Below are 19,143 nucleotides of genomic sequence, written 5' to 3'. Positions count from 1 at the left end.
ATTGTTTTAATTTGACTGTCACCGCTTCCGCCAAATATCTTAAAGGGAATCAAATGAATAGTTTGATTCCCTTTTTCTTTGGCACAATTTTAGCACTATTCGAAATTGTAGCTGATGACATTCAAGTCCATTGGCGACGCTACGCAACATTTGGCTGCTATTGTATTGATCGCGATCTCAGCGAATAGCGGCATCCGGAGCCGCTCCAAAATGGACAAAATATTTTTCTATAGATTTTAGCTGCAGGCTTATTCACCTAAGAATCATATTGCTGAATAAGCCTTAGAGATAGGTTTGTACTGCAAAACCGTTTCTAAGCAAAATGCTGCTTTAAAAAGGGTATTACGCATGCTGAATATTGTTCAGGGAAATCTCGATAAATATAAGTATGTTCTGCATCCGCGAAGATTTTAATTTCTACTTTTGTTACATGGTCGAGCCCTACTTTAAGCCGGTGGCCAAACTCGGGTGGAGTATAAATATCTTTTTCTCCATACATTAATAAGATGGGTGGTTGATATTTTACTTGTGTAGATTTTGCTAACGGATTGAGTTCCTGATTAAGTTTTGGTAGTAGTGTATTTGATACCTTGAGCATTGCATGAGCGACTGGATAATGTTTCCAGAATTCTGGTAATGTCGGAAATGTGCCTTCAAATACTGCAATTTTATATGGGTGTCCATCTTTTGCTAATGAGCATAGTCCCCAAGCTGCACCAAATGACGCACCAATTAAACCTACATTTAATTCGGGTGTTCGCTTTTGAGCATATATCCCTGCATGATATACATCATTGGGATAGTCAAATGAGAATCCTTCACTTTCTCCAAAACCATTAGCATCATAAATAAGTACGTTATAGCCATTTTTTAAAAATAGATCTGCATGTCCGTAACGGAGCCAAAATGCTTTAGCCGCTTTTCCCATTGGATGAGCAAGTACTAAAGTTGCTTTTGCTGCTGGTGCACTTTTCCAGTAGCCTGCGAGTGCTTGCTGGTCAGTTAAGGGAATAGTGACAGCCTCCCAGTCTTCTTTAGAAATAGCTTGAGGCCAAATCCAAGGTACTTCGAATCTTCCAAAAAATGGCTTTCGTAGAATTTGGTGAGCAATTTTTTTCATTTTGGTTATCCGATATTTTTCAAAGTTTATAATATCTAATAAAGTTCCTTTTTGGAACTTGTATTTCAAAATGTATTACTTATTAATTTCTTTTATGGAAATTGGGTATCGCTCATATTTTTAACCATTTTAATGATACATCGGGCAAACATGACGAATACGTTGAAATTAAGAAATGGAATAGATCAATTATCATTTATTTTTTAATTATATATAGAACGCAATAGCTATAATTCGAGTTGATAAGCCAAATTACTGAAAATAGATCCTGCAACAAAAAATTGTCGTGGTTTAAAGTCCAAGTAGTGTTTCTGGCATACGATTGTTTTACCTTTATGTAGATTAATAAAGGCAAAATCATCATTTGGGGTATGAATCAGTAAATTATGTTTTTGTTAGTGCTAGTATCCGAGACTACAGCCAGAATATACAATACGACAAGGCTGTAAATTTTCACTTAAACAAAACACTAATGCACCTTTTTTAGCCCCATCCTCTGAAAAATCAAGTAAAATTTTTGATTTTTGACCATCATTAATTGGATCAGCTATAGCAACACAGCGATTAGAATAGGTTTTAGATACTTCACATTTTTGTCCGCCATCCTGTTGACACGCTTTTAATGCTTTTGCTTGTGCCTCATCTTTAGATTTAAAATTTCTTGTAAAACCAATTGGACGCCCTTTTAAGCCTTTACTTTTATCCTCTGCAATCGCACCCCATAATGTTTCAATCATAGGATACAAAGTTGGATTTTGATTTGTATATCCACCACTTCCTCCACCTGGAATAGGTGCGCAACCTTGAACACCTTGTCCACCTATAGGATAATAACCTGAAGGACAATTCCCTTCAGCATGTGCATTCTCAATAGTTAAATAAATGATAAGAATAAAGAAAATGGATAAATTAAGAATCTGATTATTTGTCAATGTCATTCATTAAACTCCTTTAAAATCATGGCTTAATAATAAGGAAAGCTATGAGTTATTCTATATAAATCCTATATTTTAAAATGATAATAAGTTCTTTTGTGTTTTTAAATGTCAGTGCAATCTCGGTAGAAAGGATAGCACCTAAAATTTTTAGTTCCGTCTTTTAATGCAATAATTTGGCTAATTGATGTGGCATTAAAATGAACATTGGCTTTCTTTCATATAGAAAAAAACAAATCGTTCGGTAATACCCCCATTTTGAGTTGATTGAATGAGTAGAACACGAAAGTCCTTATACTGTGATCATATGCTGCAGATTGTTTTATAAAAGCTCATATAGTTTTGGCTGACTAAAATATCATTTTCATGTCACTTTAAAGTTTGGCAAATTATTTTATTGTAAAAGTCAACAAACTTAATCTGAGAGAAACTCATGAAAAATGTACTTAATCGAAGTGTAACAGCTTTAATCTGTATGGGTGCTTTAATGACCACAGTTCAAACATGGGCACATGAGGATGAAGACAAAGTGTTGACTAGAACAGTCGATGAACAGCCAATAGACAAGAAACAAAAGAAATGTGAAAAAAATTGTAAAACAAACAATGATCCTAAAACTCAAACAAATAACTCAACGCAACATCAGCATGGAAACGCCTCAGAAATGTCACAAATGGATCATTCAAAAATGACCAATATGCCTTCTTCGATGAAGGATATGGATCATTCAAATATGGAGATGCCAAACAAAACAAATAAGTAATTCTTTGAGAAAAATTATGAGTCTTTTAGACTCAACACATTTCATTGTGATCTCCAAAAGCTCATCAAAAGATGAGCTTTTTTAAAACATAAAATTTGTGTATGAACTATGCTTATTTTAAAAATGTCATCGCTTAGACACGATATTTGAGTATATTAGAAGAAATTTTCACAAAATAAATGTGTATGCCTGTTCAAGAAACGACTTCTCCACGTATTCCCAAATATATTGCCATTCGAGATGCTATTGCCCATGAGATTGAGTCAGGGCAATGGAGTGCCAATACCAAACTGGCTTCAGAGCGTGTGTTGATGGAACAATTTGCTACCACACGTGTCGCTGTTCGAGAAGCATTATTGGCTTTGGAAATGGATGGTCTTATTTATCGTTTAGATCGCCGTGGTTGGTTTGTTCGTGCGCCACGAATTATTTACCGTCCGCAATCGACCAAAAGTTTTAACCAATATGTGACTGAGCAAAGTGGTGTACCAAGTACGGAATTGATTTCTGCGGAATTGGTGCAAGCGACTTCCTGGGATGCAGCACATTTAAAAATTTCGGTGGGTGATGATATTTATTCGATGTGGCGACGTCGTAGTATCAATGGTCGTCCTGCGGTAGTTGAACATTTACGTATCAATGCAAGTTTATTTCCTCAATTCTTAGAACAACAATTAGAAGGTTCTATTACGACATTGATGGCAGAGCATTATCAACGGCAATTGACCCGAGCACATATTAATCTTTATCCAACGGTATTGTCAGAACAACAAGCCAAAGCTTTGCATGTCAATGTTGGTAGTATGGGGTTATATATTTGCCGTACCAACTGTGATCAAAATGGAGTGATTACCGATGTTGACCAAGAATATTGGTTACATGATGTACTTGATTTACATTTTGAAGCGACATGATAAAGAATTAAAATAATTAATCTGGTTTAAACCAGATTAATTAAATTGTCATAAACTTTTGTTGAAATACAGGCTATCAAGAAGCAGCATTCGTTAGGAATGTCATAATGAGCCCGTATCTGAAACAGCAGCAAAAAAAGCTCCTCGCCATGGGCACAAGTATTCTCTTTGCTTGTGTCAGTACAGCATGCACCACGTCTTCAACCTCGAATGATGTTGAGCAAATCACAGTCTATACCGCGGCTGAAGCGGATCAATTAAAGCGTTATCAATGGGAATTACGCAAAGCACATCCTGAATTAAAAGTAAAATGGGTGCGTGATTCGACAGGTGTGATCACCGCAAAATTATTAGCAGAACAAAAGAATCCACAAGCCGATGTAGTGATGGGACTTGCTTTGACCAGTTTATTGGTCATGGAAAAAAAAGACTTATTGCAACCGTATCGCCCGAAACATGTCGAACAACTTAAAATCGATTTTTATAGCCAAAAAGACATTCCAACATGGACAGGCATGACTGCTTGGGAGTCGGCTGTTTGTGTCAATACTGTTGAATTGGAAAAGAAAAAATTACCGATTCCGCAAACCTGGCAAGACCTGACTAAACCAATTTATAAAGGGTTAATCGTGATGCCAAATCCGGCATCGAGTGGCACAGGCTATTTGGATGTGACTGCATGGATGCAAATTTTTGGTGAAAAGCAAGCTTGGCAATATATGCAGGCACTCGATAAAAACATTTCTCAATATGTACATTCAGGCTCGAAGCCTTGCAAGATGGCGGCTCAAGGTGAAACGGTCATCGGAATTTCGTTTGGTTATCCGGGCTTTAAGCTGAAATCACGTGGTGCACCTTTAGAAATTGTCTATCCGAAAGAGGGGCTAGGTTGGGAAATGGAAGCCTCAGCCATTGTCAAAGGTACGAAAAAACTCAGCAGTGCAGAGAAGTTTATTGATTGGAGTGTTAGCCAAGCTGCCAATGAAGCTTATGCACAAAACTTTTCAATGGTGGCACATCAAAATGTTCATAGCAAAAACCAAGACTTCCCAAAAAATCTTGCGCAGCAATTGGTGAAGAATGATTTTTATTGGGCAGCAGAACAGCGCGAATCAATTCTAAAACAATGGTCAGCAAAATTTGAAAAGTAATTGAATCATGTACACAACAAGCTATTCAGAATCAGTTATTCAAAATTAACGATTAAAAATTAGGTGCAGTATGCAAATTCCATCGCATTTACAAAATAGTAGGACAGGGCAAGCCATGCCAAATTCGGCAGGGCATCTGCTCTCAACTTTAAGAACGTTTAAAATGGCAGAATCAAAAACAGTGCTTGAAGTGATGGATATTCAAAAATCTTTTGGTTCAAGCCGTGTCTTGGAACACATTAACCTTGACCTGAAAGCAGGTGAATTTGTTAGCTTTTTAGGTCCATCAGGTTGTGGTAAAACAACTTTGCTACGCATCATTGCTGGGCTTGAACAGCCTGATTATGGCAAAGTGATTAAACAACAAATTGATATTACCCATTTTAATACTGCAAAACGTAAATGCGGCATTGTTTTCCAAAACTATGCACTCTTTCCAAACTTAACTGTGGCGGAAAATATTGCATTTGGTTTGCATAAAAAACACTGGTCAGCGCAAGAGATTCAATTTCGTATCAATGAATTATTAAACTTAATTGAATTGCCCAATATTGCAGAAAAATATCCCAATCAATTGTCAGGCGGTCAGCAACAGCGTGTGGCTTTAGCCCGTGCGATTGCGCCCAATCCTGATGTTTTGTTGTTGGATGAACCGTTGTCAGCTTTGGATGCGTTGGTACGTTTAAACCTCCGCCAAAAAATTCGTACCATTCAATGCCAATTAAATTTGCCTGCGATCATGGTTACGCATGATCAGGAAGAGGCGTTAAGTATTTCTGACCGTGTGGCAGTGATGAATAAAGGTGTGATTGAACAACTCGATACGCCACATAATATTTATTACAAACCGCAAACTCGTTTTGTAGCACAGTTTATTGGTTCGATGAATTTTATACAGACAGTAGCGGTCGATACGCATCGTTTAAAAATGAATGAGCAATCTTTTATTGAATTTCCACATTTAAACTTTGCCCAAGATGAACACTATGAAATTGCTTTTCGACCTGAAAATGTCAATTTAGTTGCTGGAAATGAACCTTCTACTGAATATTTAAATTTAGCTGTACATATTGTCAACACTGAGTTTTTAGGCGCAAAACGTCGTTTATTCTGCGTGGTGCAAAACCAAAATCATGCCGATGACAATATGTTGCAAGTTGATGTGGATCACCAACATATGGCGGTTGTGCAAGATGGAATGTATCTGCAAGTGCCGATTCGTGACTTACATGTGTATGATTCACGAGGGCATGCGAGATATTAAATCAGTCTGCCGCAGATGCTTTATTAAGTAGTCAAACAGCTCATCGTTTTCGTTATTCATTGCGTTCAAGTGCAGTGTTGTTTGTCGCAGCAATTCTATTCACCTTGAGTTTGATTGCACCCTTAATCGTATTGATGCAAAGCGCATTTTTAAATGAACAGCATCAATTTGTCGGGTTGGATAACTTTACAGCTTATTTTTCCAATCCGGCCTTAATCTCATCGATTTTTAATTCGATGTGGATCGCCATTACAGCCATGTTGATTACGGTGAGCTTGGCAAGTGTTTATGCTTTTGCATTGATTAACTGCAATATTCGAGGCAAAGCTTTCTTTAAAACCGTGGCATTTTTACCGATTCTTGCACCTTCACTTTTACCTTCATTGGCTTTGGTGTATTTGTTTGGTCAGCAAGGTGTTTTTAAGGGCATGATGGGCGAGGTGGAAATTTATGGTCCACTAGGCATTTTGATCAGTTATTGCTTTTGGCTATTTCCTGCCATGGTCATGTTGATGATGGGGGCATTTCGCCATATTGATCAACATTTGATTGAGGCTTCTCATGCTTTAGGAAAAAATACACTACAAACCCATTGGGCTGTGACTTTTCCTGCGATTCGTTATGGTTTAGTCAGTGCCTGCCTGGTGGCATTTACTTATGTCATTACCGATTTCGGGATTCCCAAAGTGATTGGCGGCTCATTCAATATGATGGCGTTGGATGTATATAAGCAGATCATTGGTCAACAAAATATGAACATGGGTGCCGTCATTTCGATTTTGCTGCTCTGTCCTGCGGTGTTGGCATTCATTTTTGATCGATACCAAAGTCGTCATCAGGAACGCTATCAAAATTTCCAAATTAAGCCTTATCGTTTGCGTGCCAATCCTCGAATTGAAAAAGCATTAACTGTATTTTGTGGGGTGATTTCAGGCGGCATTTTACTGATTATTGTGACTGCGATTCTCGCATCATTCATTCGCTATTGGCCCTATGATTTGTCTATGACCTTAAATCATTATCGTTTTGAATATGTGGATGGTGGTGGTTGGGCAAGTTATTTTAACTCAATCAAATTGGCATTGTTCAGTACAGTTTTCGGTACGATGATAATTTTCATCATTGCCTTATTTAGTACCCGTTTTAAAGCACATCCTTTACTTAAAAATTATGTAAAAGTCTTGGTGTTATTGCCTTTGGCTGTGCCGGGCTTGGTGTTGGGTATTGCTTATATCTTGTTCTTTAATGCACCGCAAAATCCTGTGTCTTTCGTTTACGGTACGATGACGCTGTTGGTGATTTCAACCATTATTCATTATTACACTGTGCCACATTTGACCTTAACGCATGCGATTCAACAGATCCCGAATCAACTTGATCATGCTGCACAAAGTTTAGGATCTTCACATTGGACAATGTTCCGCAAAGTATATTTGCCTTTAACCTTTCCCGCGCTGTGTGATGTGTTGGTGTATTTATTTGTCAATGCCATGACTACTGTTTCAGCTGCGATTTTCCTTTATTCACCTGATACCAATTTGGCATCGGTTGCGGTGCTGAATATGGATGATGCAGGTGATACCGTGGCAGCTGTGGCGATGAGTATTTTGATTTTACTCACCTCATGTGCAGTCAAGTTGGTGCATTGGTTATTCACTCGGAAAATGATGGCATCGACACAACGTTGGCGTGAGCAAACACATTCATAACAAATTGATCTTTCAGTCAATCTTTTTAATTAACTAAACCATTTGAATTGAACGCTTTCTTTTAGGCGCTTGGGATTTTGCGTGCTAAAAAAGGTAAATAAGGTGGAAAAGACAATGAATACAGCACAATTTGACTTAATTATTGTCGGTGCAGGCATTTTAGGATTATCGGCTGCGATCCAAGCGGCAGAGCAAGGTTTAAAGGTACAAGTCTTTGAAAAATATGCACAACCTATAGGTGCGACTCGCCGTAACTTTGGCATGGTTGGGACTTCGACGCTAAGCCGTCCTGATGCGAAATGGCGTGAATATGCTTTGGCAACCCGTGAATTTTATCAACGGATTCAGGCACAAACCGATATTTCATTTCAACAGCGAAACGGTTTGTATCTCGCGAATACCGAACTTGAATGGCAAGTATTAAACGAGTTTGCTCAAGCTGCAGCTGATTATCAGATTCCTGTAAGTCTATTGTCTAAGCAACAACTGTTTGATCAATATACTTATTTAAACCCAGAAACTGCGCTACGTGGCGGTATGGTTTTTCATGAAGATTATTCAGTTGAGCCACATTTGGTGGGACTGCGTTTGTTGCAATATGCCGAAAAACTTGGTGTACAAATTCATTGCAATGCCTCTGTGGTACTGACGCAATTTAACCAAGGCATGGCGCACATTCGCTTGGCATCAGGTCAAACATTTACCGCAAATAAAGTCATGATTTGTCATGGTGAAGAGACACAATTGTTGTATCCCGAGCTCTTACAACAAAAAGGTTTATTGCGTTGTACTTTACAAATGGCATTAACCAAACCGCTAAAAGTCAATCTCAAAGCTTCGATTTATTCAGGATTGTCGATCTCTCGTTATCCCGCTTTTGAGATTTGCCCTAGTCATCAAGATTTACGCAATGAATCACAAATCGATTTAGTTGAAAAGTACGGTATTCATGTCCTGATTAAACAAAATGAATTCGGACAAATTATTTTGGGCGATAGCCATGAATATTATCCGATTGAAGACATACCACAATTTAATCAACGTGAAGAAATTAACCAATTCATTTTGCAATATTGCAAAGAAAATATTGGCTTAGAACTACCTGAAATTGAATCTCGTTGGAATGGTTACTATCTGACTCATCCTACGGAATTGGCATGTGTGATGGAAGCTGAAACCAATATTTTCCTTGTCAGTGCGATTGCAGGCAAAGGCATGACCACAGGCGCAGGATTTATGAAAGAAATGTTAGAAAATTATATTTTGTAATCTGGTTTAAACCAGATTTGTTTATGCTGTATGAAATTGATCAAAGGTTAGGCGAAATGAACGCACAAATTGAACTTGCAAACACAATTGAAAACGATGTTGAAAATAAATACTTACTGTTGACACCGGGACCATTGTCTACCTCGAAAAGTGTGCGTCGTGTGATGCAACGTGATTGGTGTACTTGGGACAAAGAATATAACGCATTGGTTCAGGAGATCCGCAGTCGTTTGGTGGCGTTGGCAACTGCAAAACCTGAACAATATAGTGCTGTGTTGATGCAGGGCAGTGGGAGTTTCTCTGTAGAAGCAGTGTTAGGTTCGGCGATTCCAAAGGATGGTAAAATTTTAATTATCAATAACGGGGCATATGGTGCACGCATGGTGCAAATGGCTCGATGTTTAAAAATTGACGTGGTGGAATTACGCTACCCTGAAATGCAAATCCCTCAACTGGCTGATATCGAAAAAGCACTTGAAGATGACAGCATCACTCATGTGTCATGTGTGCATTGCGAAACCACCACTGGTTTATTAAACCCAATTCAAGCGATTGGGCGCATTGTCAAAGCCAAAAACAAAGTGTGGATTGTCGATGCAATGAGTTCTTTTGGTGGCGTGCCAATGGACATTGCAGAGCTCGAAATTGATTTCTTGATTTCAAGTGCCAATAAATGCATCCAAGGCGTACCTGGCTTTGGTTTTATTTTGGCAAAACGTGAGCAATTACAAGCGTGTAAAGGTTTGGCTCGTTCAGTCAGTTTAGACCTATATGACCAATGGAACACCATGGAACAGCATAATGGTAAATGGCGTTTTACTTCGCCCACTCATGTGGTGCGTGCTTTTTATCAAGCACTTTTAGAATTAGAACAAGAAGGCGGAGTAACCGCACGTTATCAGCGTTATTTCAATAATCAACAACGTTTAGCCGCAGGTATGCAAGCGCTTGGTTTTGAAATGGTCTTAGATCAAGATGCACCACAATCTCCAATTATCACTACATTTTTATATCCAAATGAAGTCGATTTTAGCTTTCAAGCCTTGTATGAAAATCTGAAACAAGCAGGGTTTGTAATCTATCCGGGCAAAGTCACCGACTTAAATTGCTTCCGTATCGGCAATATTGGAGAGGTTTATTTAGATGATATTGAACGGCTTTTAACAGCGATTGAGCACTATCGAATTTGATTGGAATTCACAGCTCCTTTTCTTGTGCCATTTATGGCTCAGGGCGGAGGGTAGGATGGGGAGATTATAAATCCTCTCTCTAGTTCTCCTTTTAAAAGGAGAGCGAACTTCCATTAGAAATTAAATATTACGCAAAACTTAACTTACGCAAGACAGCTATTTTAACTTTGAGAAATGAATAGGATAACCTTATGAACACTTCAAATTCAGCATTACAAGCCGTGGTTTTTGATTGGGCAGGTACAACAGTAGATTTTGGTTCACGCGCACCAATTTTGGCATTTATGGCCTTATTTTCAGATAATAAAGTTGAAATTTCAATTGAAGAAGCACGTGCGCCAATGGGTTTGGAAAAACGCGATCACATTGCGGCAGTTTTGAAAATGCCACGTGTTGCAGGTGCGTGGAAACAGGCACATGGTGCAGAAGTGACTGTGGTGGATATTGACCGTTTATATCAGGACTTTATTCCATACCAATTGAAGAGTATCCCAAATTGCTCAAAATTAATTCCGGGGGCATTAGAGGCATTTGCTGACATTCGTGCCCGTGGTGCAAAAATTGGCAGTAATACTGGTTATGCTTCGATGATGATTGGTCAATTGGTGCAAGATGTAGCTGATCAAGGTTATGTGCCTGACTGTACTATTACAGCCAGTGATGTGAAACATGGTCGTCCATATCCTGAAATGTTGTGGAAAAACTTAATTGAACTTGATGTGTTAGATGTTAAAAATGTGGTGAAAGTGGATGACACAGTGGTCGGCATCGAAGAAGGTTTAAACGGTGGTTGTTGGACTGTGGGTTTGGCCGTCAGTGGTAATGAAGTGGGGCTAAGCTTCGAAGAGTGGTCTGCACTATCAGCGTCTGAACAACTAGGTTTAAAAGAAAAAGCATACGCAAAAATGAATGCTTCAGGTGCACATTATGTAATTGATAGTATTGCTGACTTACCTGCGGTATTGGATGCGATTGAACAGCGTTTAGCAAATGGTGAAAAGCCTTAATCGATGATGAATACCAGTCTTTATGACTGGTATTTTTTTAGAGCTGAAATATCAATTCTTTTTTTAATTTCCTCATGCTGCATGAAAATGATGAATCCATGAGAAATTGTTTAATTAACTTGAGTGTTTGCTTGGTTGTTTGTAGTAGACCAAGCTATGAGTTAAATCGATTTTATAAGGAAGCGAGTACGGTTTTCCAAAATTATTTTTATACAAGCTATGTTGCCTAATAGCTTCCATTCAAAAATTTTGTCATGTAAGTTGTTCTCTTTTCATGAGGGACTAAGGACTATTTAAACTGTTGCATCAATCAAATTCGCACCCAGTCATTGACTGCAATTCGTCAAAGCTTAAATTATCTATTTTCTTCAGGAAATTTTTCTGACGTAAATGAGGTAATATTCGTTTTATGAGTCTCTTTAAATGTGTTTTTAATCTTAATGTTTTTATGTTTTATTAAATTTTAAATATTTCTATTTTATAAAAACCTTTCATTTTTAATGGGTTGCTTATAATTTTTAAGCAGTTTTTTTCAGTATTGTATTTGTATTTTTGACAATTTTCTGAAATAAAAACATTGCTTTTTAAAATAATTATTTTACTAGGGGTGTTTTGATTTATTATTATGGTTACTTGACTGTAAGTAATGAAATTTATATTTTTATGGTAATATTTAGTTTTTCCATAAAAACTGTAAATTCCATTAAAATTGCTTCTAATTTTATTGTCTATAAGGAAATATATTAGGTTTAAAGTGCTTTCCATTTGAACCTCATTTAGAGTTTAATGATTTTACAAATTTTTATTATAATTTAGGTTTTTAATAGTTGTTTTTTAAAATTATAATAAATTTTTAATGAATATAGTCTGGAGTTTTGTTGAGTGATTAATTTGAAAGCCTTTTAAAAATATACTTAAGGGTCTCTAAGAAATTTTCGATTTGTAGTGGCGTTAGTCCATCAAAAGATTGTGTTATAATAATATGGTTTAGTGTATTAATATTTTGAATAGCATAATCACCTTTTTTAGTTAATGTGACGCGTGTAAATCGGCCATCTATCTTACAGGTTGATGTTTCAACTAATCCTTCATTTTTTAAGCGATGAACAATTTTAGTCGTAGTTGATATTTTACAAATCATTATTTTAGATAAATCTGATACGCTTGCATTATTTTTTGATTTTAACGCCAGCAAAATTTGGCGACGTGAATTATCTAAACCATATATTTTCAATGCATAATCAATATTTTGAATGTATTGAGTATGAACTTGAGAAATCCAATGAAATGGCGAATTTTCTAAGTTAGGATCTCCTGCTAAAGGCAAAAATTTATTGTATGGTCTTTTCATATTTAAAACTCATTGAACTATTTGTTTCATAATTATTATTAATGAAGTGTTTGATAAATAATAATTAAGATGATTTTTATTATATGAATAATTTAAAATATTTAAAGGGTATGTGGTTTTTTTTAATTTTTTTTTTAAAAAATATTTAAAATCAATAAGTAGTGCTGGATGATTTTTAAATATGTTTTTTATTGTGTTTTAAAATATTGATATTTAGCTGTTTAATGAATAATGGAAGAAAATTTATTTATATTATTTTATCTATGGCGGGTTCTAAAGATTTTAAGTTGCTTATTTTTAAAATTTCATTGATCAAAGAAATTGTCATAACTCTCAAAGTAAAATTAAAAATTATGACTAATGTTATGTACTTTATTGTTGGTGTTTTAAACATTGATGAAAATTAAATGATTTTATTTCTTTTGATTTCAAATATTTATTTTTGTTTTTTGAGTGATTTTAAAAAATAAATTACTTAAAATTAGGCTGAGACTATTATGTCCAATAATTTTTTTGAGCTTATTTGTAGATGTATCTTTTTAATCGTCATAAGCAAATTCGAATATATTCTAGATTTAAAATTAGTAAGTGTTTTTTATTTTTTATGATAGTTGTCCATTCTTCAGAAGCTAGTTCAGAAGTCACAAATTTAAATAAAATCTTCGCGCCTAAACCTGATGAAACTTATAAAACTGTGCAATTTAAGCAGTTAAGTGATTTTAAATTCGGTCAAAATTCAGCTTATGAGTTATCAACAATTGTTCCAAACGAACCCACAAATCTAACTCATAACGCAGATATTTCTATGCGTTCACAAAACCCAATTGGTCTACTGGATGCTGTGAAAATGACAATTCAACGAGATCCTGAAATTAGCCAAGCTATATCTGTGCTTTCTTCTCAAAATGCCAATATAGATGTGGCTAAATCACAATATTATCCTCAATTATCAGGAGGTGTTGTGACCGGAGATTTAAGTTCTAGTGAGAGAGGACGTCAGTTATTAAATTTAAGTGCTACACAAATGTTTTATGATTTTGGAAAAGTGAAATCAAGTGTAGATACACAACGCGCTAAACTCAGTGTTCAACAAGCAAACGTACTGGTGAGTATTGATGATATTGCTTATCAAACCGCATCATCGATCATTAATATTGAGCGCTATAGAAGAATTACTCAGATTGGTGAACAGCAAATTATTGGGATTAAAAGAATTTTAGATATAGCGAATTTGCGTGCAAAAGCCGGAATTAGCAGTCAAGCCGATCCTATTCAAGCCGAATCCTATTTGCAATCAGCCGAATCTAATTTGATTGCTCAAAAGTCTCTATTAAGACAGTACCAACAACGTTTGACGACTTTAATTGGCTTTGATATTACAAATAAAAGCTGGAGCATTCCTGATGATCTCGTGAAGCTGTCTGATTTATATGCTGACCCTGAGTTTAATACGGTTCCTAAAATAATTGAAGCTCAAGCGGAGGTTGAAGTTGCTAAATATCAAAAAAAACAGACGGATCTTAGTCGGTATCCAACTTTTTCTGTAAAAGGTTCTCTAAATCAAGCATTGAATGGCGTGAATCCAAATAATAATAAAGATAATGGGCTATATAGTTCCGTAATGGTTGAGGCAACAAGTAATTTTTATCAAGGAGGGGCAATTTCAGCCCAGGTCAAATCAGCGAGTTATGCTGAGCAAGCTGCACGCTCAAGGGTACAGGCAGTCTATTTAGATATTTTAGATCAATTACGTACAACACGTGAAAACATTGAAAGTAAACAGAGTCAAATGCGGGTTTTAGGTGAAAGACAGTTAACGAGTATTAAAACAAGAGAACTTTATCAAGAGCAATATAAATTAGGCACACGCTCTGTATTGGATTTATTAAATGCAGAAATGGCTATTCACTCGGCTAACAATGAAATGGAAACAGCTCGCTATGATATTTATGCCAGCTTACTGCAATATGTGCAAGTTACTGGTCGTACACGTCAGGTATACAAAATTAATAATATTTCAATACAAGGGTTTGAGGTACAGCCATGAGTCAAATAACGAATTATCAACCATGGTTGCAATCAGTACTTATTATTGCAAAACATTATCGTATTGAACCATCAGAAGAGCGTATCCGACTTCAACTTGATTGGAATAAAAATCAACATATAGATGATATTTTATTTCTAATTTGTCGTCAGATGGGAATGAGCTTTCGCAAAATTACTTTTTCTCAAGATTTTCTACATCCCTGGCGCTTACCAGTAATTGTTGAATTCAAAGATGGTCTGATTGGTGTTATAGATAAAATGGATACTGCAGGTAATGTAAATATTCAATTTAGTGAGGAGCAAGGTTTATCCCAAAGTTTTAGTATGGCGCAACTTCACCCACTTATTCATCATATTTATATAGTTAGGCCCCAAACATCAATACCAGACGCCCGTGTAGATGAATATATTAAGCCATATAAGCCAAGTTGGTTTTGGTCGATTGTTTTAAAAGATTGGAAGCGTTACATCGATGTTATGTTTGGTTCATTAATCGCAAACATCTTGGCATTAGCCACGATTATCTTTTCAATGCAAGTTTATGACCGTGTAGTCCCTTCACAATCTTACCCAACCTTGTGGGTACTTGCTGGTGGTGTTTTATTGGCTGCAATTTTTGAGTTTGTCCTGCGTGTTTCTCGAGTTTATCTTTCGGATGTTATTGGAAAAAGGGCTGATTTAAAAATATCAGATCGAGTTTTTGGACATGCGCTACGTATAAAAAATAATGAACGTTCGAAGTCAACAGGGACTTTTATTTCTCAAATACGAGAGTTAGAAGGTGTTCGTGAACTGGTTACGTCTACGACTATTAGTGCGATTGCGGATTTACCTTTTTTCTTTTTGTTCCTTGTCATTTTTTGGTTGATTGGTGGAGATCTATTTTGGGTGATGGTCTTGGTCGTTCCACTAATAATTGTACCTGGGATATTAATGCAAAAGACATTAGCAAAGTTGGCACAAGAAGGTATGCGTGAATCGTCTATTCGAAATGCTATTTTAATTGAGACAGTACAAGGAATTGAGGATATTAAGCTATTACGTGCTGAATCTCGATTCCAAAATCAGTGGAATCATATGAATGAGGTTTCATCTGATATCAGTATGCGACAGCGTAAAATTGTTGGGGTGCTCACGGCTTGGACACAGAAAATTCAAGGACTTACTTATGCAATTGTGGTCTTAGTTGGCTGTTTTGCTGTAATAAAAGGTGATATGACGACAGGTGCTTTAGTTGCATGTTCAATCCTTTCTTCACGGATGCTTGCACCAATTTCACAAATCACTGGTGTTTTAGGTCGTTTACAGCAAGCGAAGGTTGCAAAGAGAAGTTTAGATGAATTAATGAAAAAGCCAGTTGATCAACCTGATGAAAAACATTTAATTCAAAAACCTATTATCTATGGCGAATATTCTCTAACAAATGTTGTTTTTCAATATAGTCCAGATGACCCTAAAACTGCTTTAACTATTTCTAATTTAAATATAAAAGCAGGTGAAAAAATTGCCATATTGGGGCGCAATGGGGCAGGTAAATCAACGCTATTGCAGCTACTTTCAGGAATGCAGTTTCCAATACAAGGTAAAATTAATTTAGATGGTTTGGATTTGGGGCTTATCGATCCCGCAGATGTTAGACGTGATATGGGATTGCTAAATCAGAATGCACATTTATTTTATGGCACGATTCGGGAAAACCTGAAGTTGGGGGCACCATTGGCAAGTGATGAAGACATCTTTAGTGTATTAAAGGTAACTGGGGCATTAAATTTTGTTGAAGAGAAAAAAGAAGGCTTGGATCATTTGATTTTGGAAGGCGGGATAGGTTTTTCTGGTGGTCAGAGGCAAGCTTTATTATTGGCTAGGCTTCTAATACGTGATCCTAATATATTGCTATTAGATGAACCTACTGCATCAATTGATGATGTTGCAGAAAAAATATTAATCGATCATTTAAGATTATGGTTAGGGCAAAAAACGTTGGTTGTAGCAACGCATCGTCGTGCAGTATTGGAATTGGTGGATAGGATAATTGTGGTCAGTGACGGTAAGATTGTAATGGATGGACCACGAGATCAAATTCTAAATCAATCTTCTACATCAGCTCCTGCACAGGTTCAGAAAGGAGCACGTTCATGAATAATCAAGTTCAATTACCTGAGCGTTCTAACAAAGTTTCTTATAAAGAACCACCATTGCCAAGCGCTAGTTTAGTGATTTGGATTATTGGGATAGGTTTGTTGGTTTTATTCATTTGGGCATGGTTGTTTAATCTTGAAGAAGTTTCGACAGGCACTGGAAAAGTAATTCCTTCTTCAAAAGAACAAATAATTCAGTCACTTGAAGGTGGTATTTTAACAAAATTAGATGTTCAGGAGGGTGATATTGTCCAAAAGGGACAAGTATTGGCTCAGCTTGATCCTACACGTTTTGCTTCAAATGTTGGAGAGTCTCAATCATTGCTTATTGCTTCTCAAGCTACAGCTGCGAGATTGAGATCAGAAGTTAATGATACACCACTAGTTTTTCCTGAAGAAGTAAAAAAGGATTCCGAGTTAATAAAGGCTGAAACTGCGCTATATAATTCTAGGAGAGTAAATCTTGAAAGCTCAATTTCGGGCTTGAAACAGGCATTGCAACTAGTAAAACAAGAGTTAGCGATGACAGAGCCTTTAGTAATTAAAGGTGCCGCCAGTGAAGTAGAGGTTTTGCGTTTAAAGCGTGAAGCTAATGATTTACAAAATAAAATTAATGATGCTCGTAATCAATATTACGTTAAGTCACGTGAGGAACTTTCAAAAGCAAATGCTGATACTGAGCAACAACTTCAAGTTGTAAGAGGACGTACAGATACTTTAAATAGGACAACATTTAAAGCGCCTATGCGTGGAATTGTAAAGGAGATTGCTGTGACAACTCAAGGAGGAGTTATCCCTCAAAATGGTAAGCTAATGACCATAGTTCCTTTGGATGAACGGTTATTAATAGAAGCTCGCATTTCTCCAAGAGATATTGCATTCATTCATCCTGGACAAGATGCTCTCGTTAAAATTACAGCCTATGACTATTCTATTTATGGTGGGCTAAAAGGAAAAGTAACAGTAATTTCTCCAGATACTATTCGTGATGAGGTAAAACAAGATCAGTTTTATTATCGTGTTTATATTAGAACTGACGCCGATAAACTATATAATAAGAATGGAGTTGTATTTAATATTACACCTGGTATGGTTGCTACTGTTGATATTCAAACAGGTGAAAAATCGATATTAGACTATTTGCTTAAACCGTTTAATAAAGCTAAAGAGGCTTTAAGGGAGAGGTAAATAAAAAATAAGGTATTAAAATTATATCGTTTTAATATTTTAATACCTTATTTAAAATCCATGTTGTTAAATTACTTATGTTTAAATCATAATTAAATGCATAAAAATAATAAATAATTTTAAAATGTTGTTTTAACTTATTGTTTTGTATTTAATTTTTTTTTAAAATAAAATCATGTATAAAAAATGTGATGCAATTCATGTTTTTAATTATTGGTCATGTTGAAATGGCTAAATTTAGATTTAATATTAGCAAATAGTAATGGGCTAATAAAGTCTTGTTTTTAATTTACTTTGTGATTAAAACCCTGGAGGGTTATTACATGTCTAATATAAAAGTAATTTCAAAAGAAACGCATAATACACTGATGGAGATAAATGGAAGTAAAGTTTCTTTATCTGAGGCGTCTGTGGTTGTATTAAAAATAAATAAAGAGGATGTTTTAAAAATAGAACAGAGTGGTAATAGTGCTATTATTACTCTTAAAAATGGTGAACATATTGTTATTGAGAATTTCTTTAATAATACAAATTACCAAACCGAAAATAGTTTGGTTTTTGAAGATGATCAACATAAGCTTTTATGGGTGCAATTTAGTGATGCAAATGGTGCTCTATTAGATAATATTACATATGGATATATTGAAAATATAGAACCACTTCTTTATCACGACTCTGTTGCTGGGCCTTTGGCATGGTCTTTCATTCCTACAACAGCAGCAGGGATACTGTGGTGGGCTCATAATGATCATAAAAATAGCAAAGATACAACAGCACCAGCTAAACCAACAACACCAGATGGTTTTGTTGACAACCAAGGTGATAACCAAGGGACGTTCCCAGGTGGTACACAAACGGATGACACGACACCAGGGATTGTGATTGGTCCAGTGACACCAGGCGACAAACCAACATTGATTGTAGATGGTGTAGAAGTTCCATCTACTTATGATCCAAGCACAGGTACATTGACGCCAGTTAATCCATTACCTGAAGGACCACATGAAATTACCTATACGATCACAGATCCAGCGGGTAACACCAGTGTTCCAAGTGATCCGATTCAAGTGGTTGTGGATACAACAGCGCCAAGTA

Annotated in this window: 15 protein-coding genes; 12 read left to right on the top strand and 3 right to left on the bottom strand. The window is 36.2% G+C overall.

From position 1 onward, the window contains the following. Positions 1-313: 313 nt before the first annotated feature. Both M2R48_RS14005 and M2R48_RS14000 read right to left on the bottom strand, forming a co-directional pair. A complete protein-coding gene (locus M2R48_RS14005) occupies positions 314-1,120 on the bottom strand; it encodes an alpha/beta hydrolase (RefSeq protein ID WP_262086501.1) in 807 nt (268 codons plus the stop codon). Positions 1,121-1,521: 401 nt separating this feature from the next. Next, the gene (locus M2R48_RS14000) at positions 1,522-2,058 is read right to left on the bottom strand and encodes a DUF4189 domain-containing protein (RefSeq protein WP_262086500.1); all 537 of its coding nucleotides are present in this window, start codon (positions 2,056-2,058) and stop codon (positions 1,522-1,524) included. Between the two features lie 430 nt (positions 2,059-2,488). Here M2R48_RS14000 and M2R48_RS13995 point away from each other — a divergent pair, with 430 nt between their 5' ends. The 8 genes from M2R48_RS13995 to phnX all read left to right on the top strand — a co-directional run bounded on the left by M2R48_RS13995 (position 2,489) and on the right by phnX (position 11,322). After that, the gene (locus M2R48_RS13995; protein ID WP_262086499.1) at positions 2,489-2,818 is read left to right on the top strand and encodes a hypothetical protein; all 330 of its coding nucleotides are present in this window, start codon (positions 2,489-2,491) and stop codon (positions 2,816-2,818) included. A 179-nt stretch (positions 2,819-2,997) separates the two neighbouring features. Beyond that, on the top strand, positions 2,998-3,732 hold the full coding sequence (locus tag M2R48_RS13990; protein WP_392389708.1) for a UTRA domain-containing protein: 735 nt from the start codon (positions 2,998-3,000) through the stop codon (positions 3,730-3,732). A gap of 149 nt (positions 3,733-3,881) precedes the next feature. Further along, positions 3,882-4,883, top strand: a complete 1,002-nt coding sequence (locus M2R48_RS13985) for a putative 2-aminoethylphosphonate ABC transporter substrate-binding protein (RefSeq protein ID WP_410004180.1) — start codon at positions 3,882-3,884, stop codon at positions 4,881-4,883. Positions 4,884-4,953: 70 nt separating this feature from the next. Beyond that, positions 4,954-6,147, top strand: a complete 1,194-nt coding sequence (locus M2R48_RS13980; protein ID WP_262086497.1) for an ABC transporter ATP-binding protein — start codon at positions 4,954-4,956, stop codon at positions 6,145-6,147. Then, positions 6,141-7,856, top strand: a complete 1,716-nt coding sequence (locus M2R48_RS13975) for a putative 2-aminoethylphosphonate ABC transporter permease subunit (protein WP_262087498.1) — start codon at positions 6,141-6,143, stop codon at positions 7,854-7,856. The genes M2R48_RS13980 and M2R48_RS13975 overlap by 7 nt, the downstream gene beginning before the upstream one ends. 114 nt (positions 7,857-7,970) lie before the next feature. Beyond that, positions 7,971-9,125 carry a TIGR03364 family FAD-dependent oxidoreductase gene (locus M2R48_RS13970; RefSeq protein WP_262086496.1) on the top strand — a complete coding sequence of 385 codons (1,155 nt, stop codon included), beginning with the start codon at positions 7,971-7,973 and terminating at the stop codon, positions 9,123-9,125. A 56-nt stretch (positions 9,126-9,181) separates the two neighbouring features. Continuing rightward, positions 9,182-10,315 carry a 2-aminoethylphosphonate--pyruvate transaminase gene (gene phnW, locus M2R48_RS13965; protein ID WP_262086495.1) on the top strand — a complete coding sequence of 378 codons (1,134 nt, stop codon included), beginning with the start codon at positions 9,182-9,184 and terminating at the stop codon, positions 10,313-10,315. A 191-nt stretch (positions 10,316-10,506) separates the two neighbouring features. Next, entirely contained in the window at positions 10,507-11,322 is an 816-nt protein-coding gene (gene phnX / locus M2R48_RS13960; RefSeq protein WP_262086494.1) for a phosphonoacetaldehyde hydrolase, read from the top strand. An 886-nt stretch (positions 11,323-12,208) separates the two neighbouring features. Here phnX and M2R48_RS13955 read toward each other — a convergent pair. Further along, positions 12,209-12,673, bottom strand: coding sequence for a MarR family winged helix-turn-helix transcriptional regulator (locus M2R48_RS13955; RefSeq protein ID WP_262086493.1), 465 nt, complete (start codon positions 12,671-12,673; stop codon positions 12,209-12,211). 529 nt (positions 12,674-13,202) lie between these two features. Between M2R48_RS13955 and M2R48_RS13950 the strand changes: the two genes are divergently transcribed. The 4 genes from M2R48_RS13950 to M2R48_RS13935 all read left to right on the top strand — a co-directional run. Then, entirely contained in the window at positions 13,203-14,720 is a 1,518-nt protein-coding gene (locus M2R48_RS13950; protein ID WP_410004162.1) for a TolC family protein, read from the top strand. Next, positions 14,717-16,861, top strand: coding sequence for a type I secretion system permease/ATPase (locus tag M2R48_RS13945; protein WP_262086492.1), 2,145 nt, complete (start codon positions 14,717-14,719; stop codon positions 16,859-16,861). The genes M2R48_RS13950 and M2R48_RS13945 overlap by 4 nt, the downstream gene beginning before the upstream one ends. Further along, complete coding sequence (locus M2R48_RS13940; RefSeq protein ID WP_262086491.1) at positions 16,858-18,048, top strand: HlyD family efflux transporter periplasmic adaptor subunit; 1,191 nt, start codon at positions 16,858-16,860, stop codon at positions 18,046-18,048. Before M2R48_RS13945 ends, M2R48_RS13940 begins: the two co-directional genes overlap by 4 nt. A 323-nt stretch (positions 18,049-18,371) precedes the next feature. Then, positions 18,372-19,143: BapA/Bap/LapF family prefix-like domain-containing protein (locus M2R48_RS13935; protein WP_262086490.1), on the top strand; the 772-nt coding region annotated here is incomplete at its 3' end.

The sequence above is a fragment of the Acinetobacter sp. I-MWF genome, assembly GCF_025433935.1.
Taxonomy (GTDB): Bacteria; Pseudomonadota; Gammaproteobacteria; order Pseudomonadales; family Moraxellaceae; genus Acinetobacter; species Acinetobacter guillouiae.
The sequence above is the reverse complement of the archived record's forward strand: the minus strand, read 5'-3'. Positions and strand labels throughout refer to the sequence as shown.

Bases quoted from the DNA above. Each gene is read 5' to 3' on its own strand.
- M2R48_RS14005 (WP_262086501.1), bottom strand. From the start codon at position 1,120: ATGAAAAAAATTGCTCACCAAATTCTACGAAAGCCATTTTTTGGAAGA.
- M2R48_RS14000 (WP_262086500.1), bottom strand. From the start codon at position 2,058: ATGACATTGACAAATAATCAGATTCTTAATTTATCCATTTTCTTTATT.
- M2R48_RS13995 (WP_262086499.1), top strand. From the start codon at position 2,489: ATGAAAAATGTACTTAATCGAAGTGTAACAGCTTTAATCTGTATGGGT.
- M2R48_RS13990 (WP_392389708.1), top strand. From the start codon at position 2,998: ATGTGTATGCCTGTTCAAGAAACGACTTCTCCACGTATTCCCAAATAT.
- M2R48_RS13985 (WP_410004180.1), top strand. From the start codon at position 3,882: ATGGGCACAAGTATTCTCTTTGCTTGTGTCAGTACAGCATGCACCACG.
- M2R48_RS13980 (WP_262086497.1), top strand. From the start codon at position 4,954: ATGCAAATTCCATCGCATTTACAAAATAGTAGGACAGGGCAAGCCATG.
- M2R48_RS13970 (WP_262086496.1), top strand. From the start codon at position 7,971: ATGAATACAGCACAATTTGACTTAATTATTGTCGGTGCAGGCATTTTA.
- phnW (WP_262086495.1), top strand. From the start codon at position 9,182: ATGAACGCACAAATTGAACTTGCAAACACAATTGAAAACGATGTTGAA.
- phnX (WP_262086494.1), top strand. From the start codon at position 10,507: ATGAACACTTCAAATTCAGCATTACAAGCCGTGGTTTTTGATTGGGCA.
- M2R48_RS13955 (WP_262086493.1), bottom strand. From the start codon at position 12,673: ATGAAAAGACCATACAATAAATTTTTGCCTTTAGCAGGAGATCCTAAC.
- M2R48_RS13950 (WP_410004162.1), top strand. From the start codon at position 13,203: ATGTATCTTTTTAATCGTCATAAGCAAATTCGAATATATTCTAGATTT.
- M2R48_RS13945 (WP_262086492.1), top strand. From the start codon at position 14,717: ATGAGTCAAATAACGAATTATCAACCATGGTTGCAATCAGTACTTATT.
- M2R48_RS13940 (WP_262086491.1), top strand. From the start codon at position 16,858: ATGAATAATCAAGTTCAATTACCTGAGCGTTCTAACAAAGTTTCTTAT.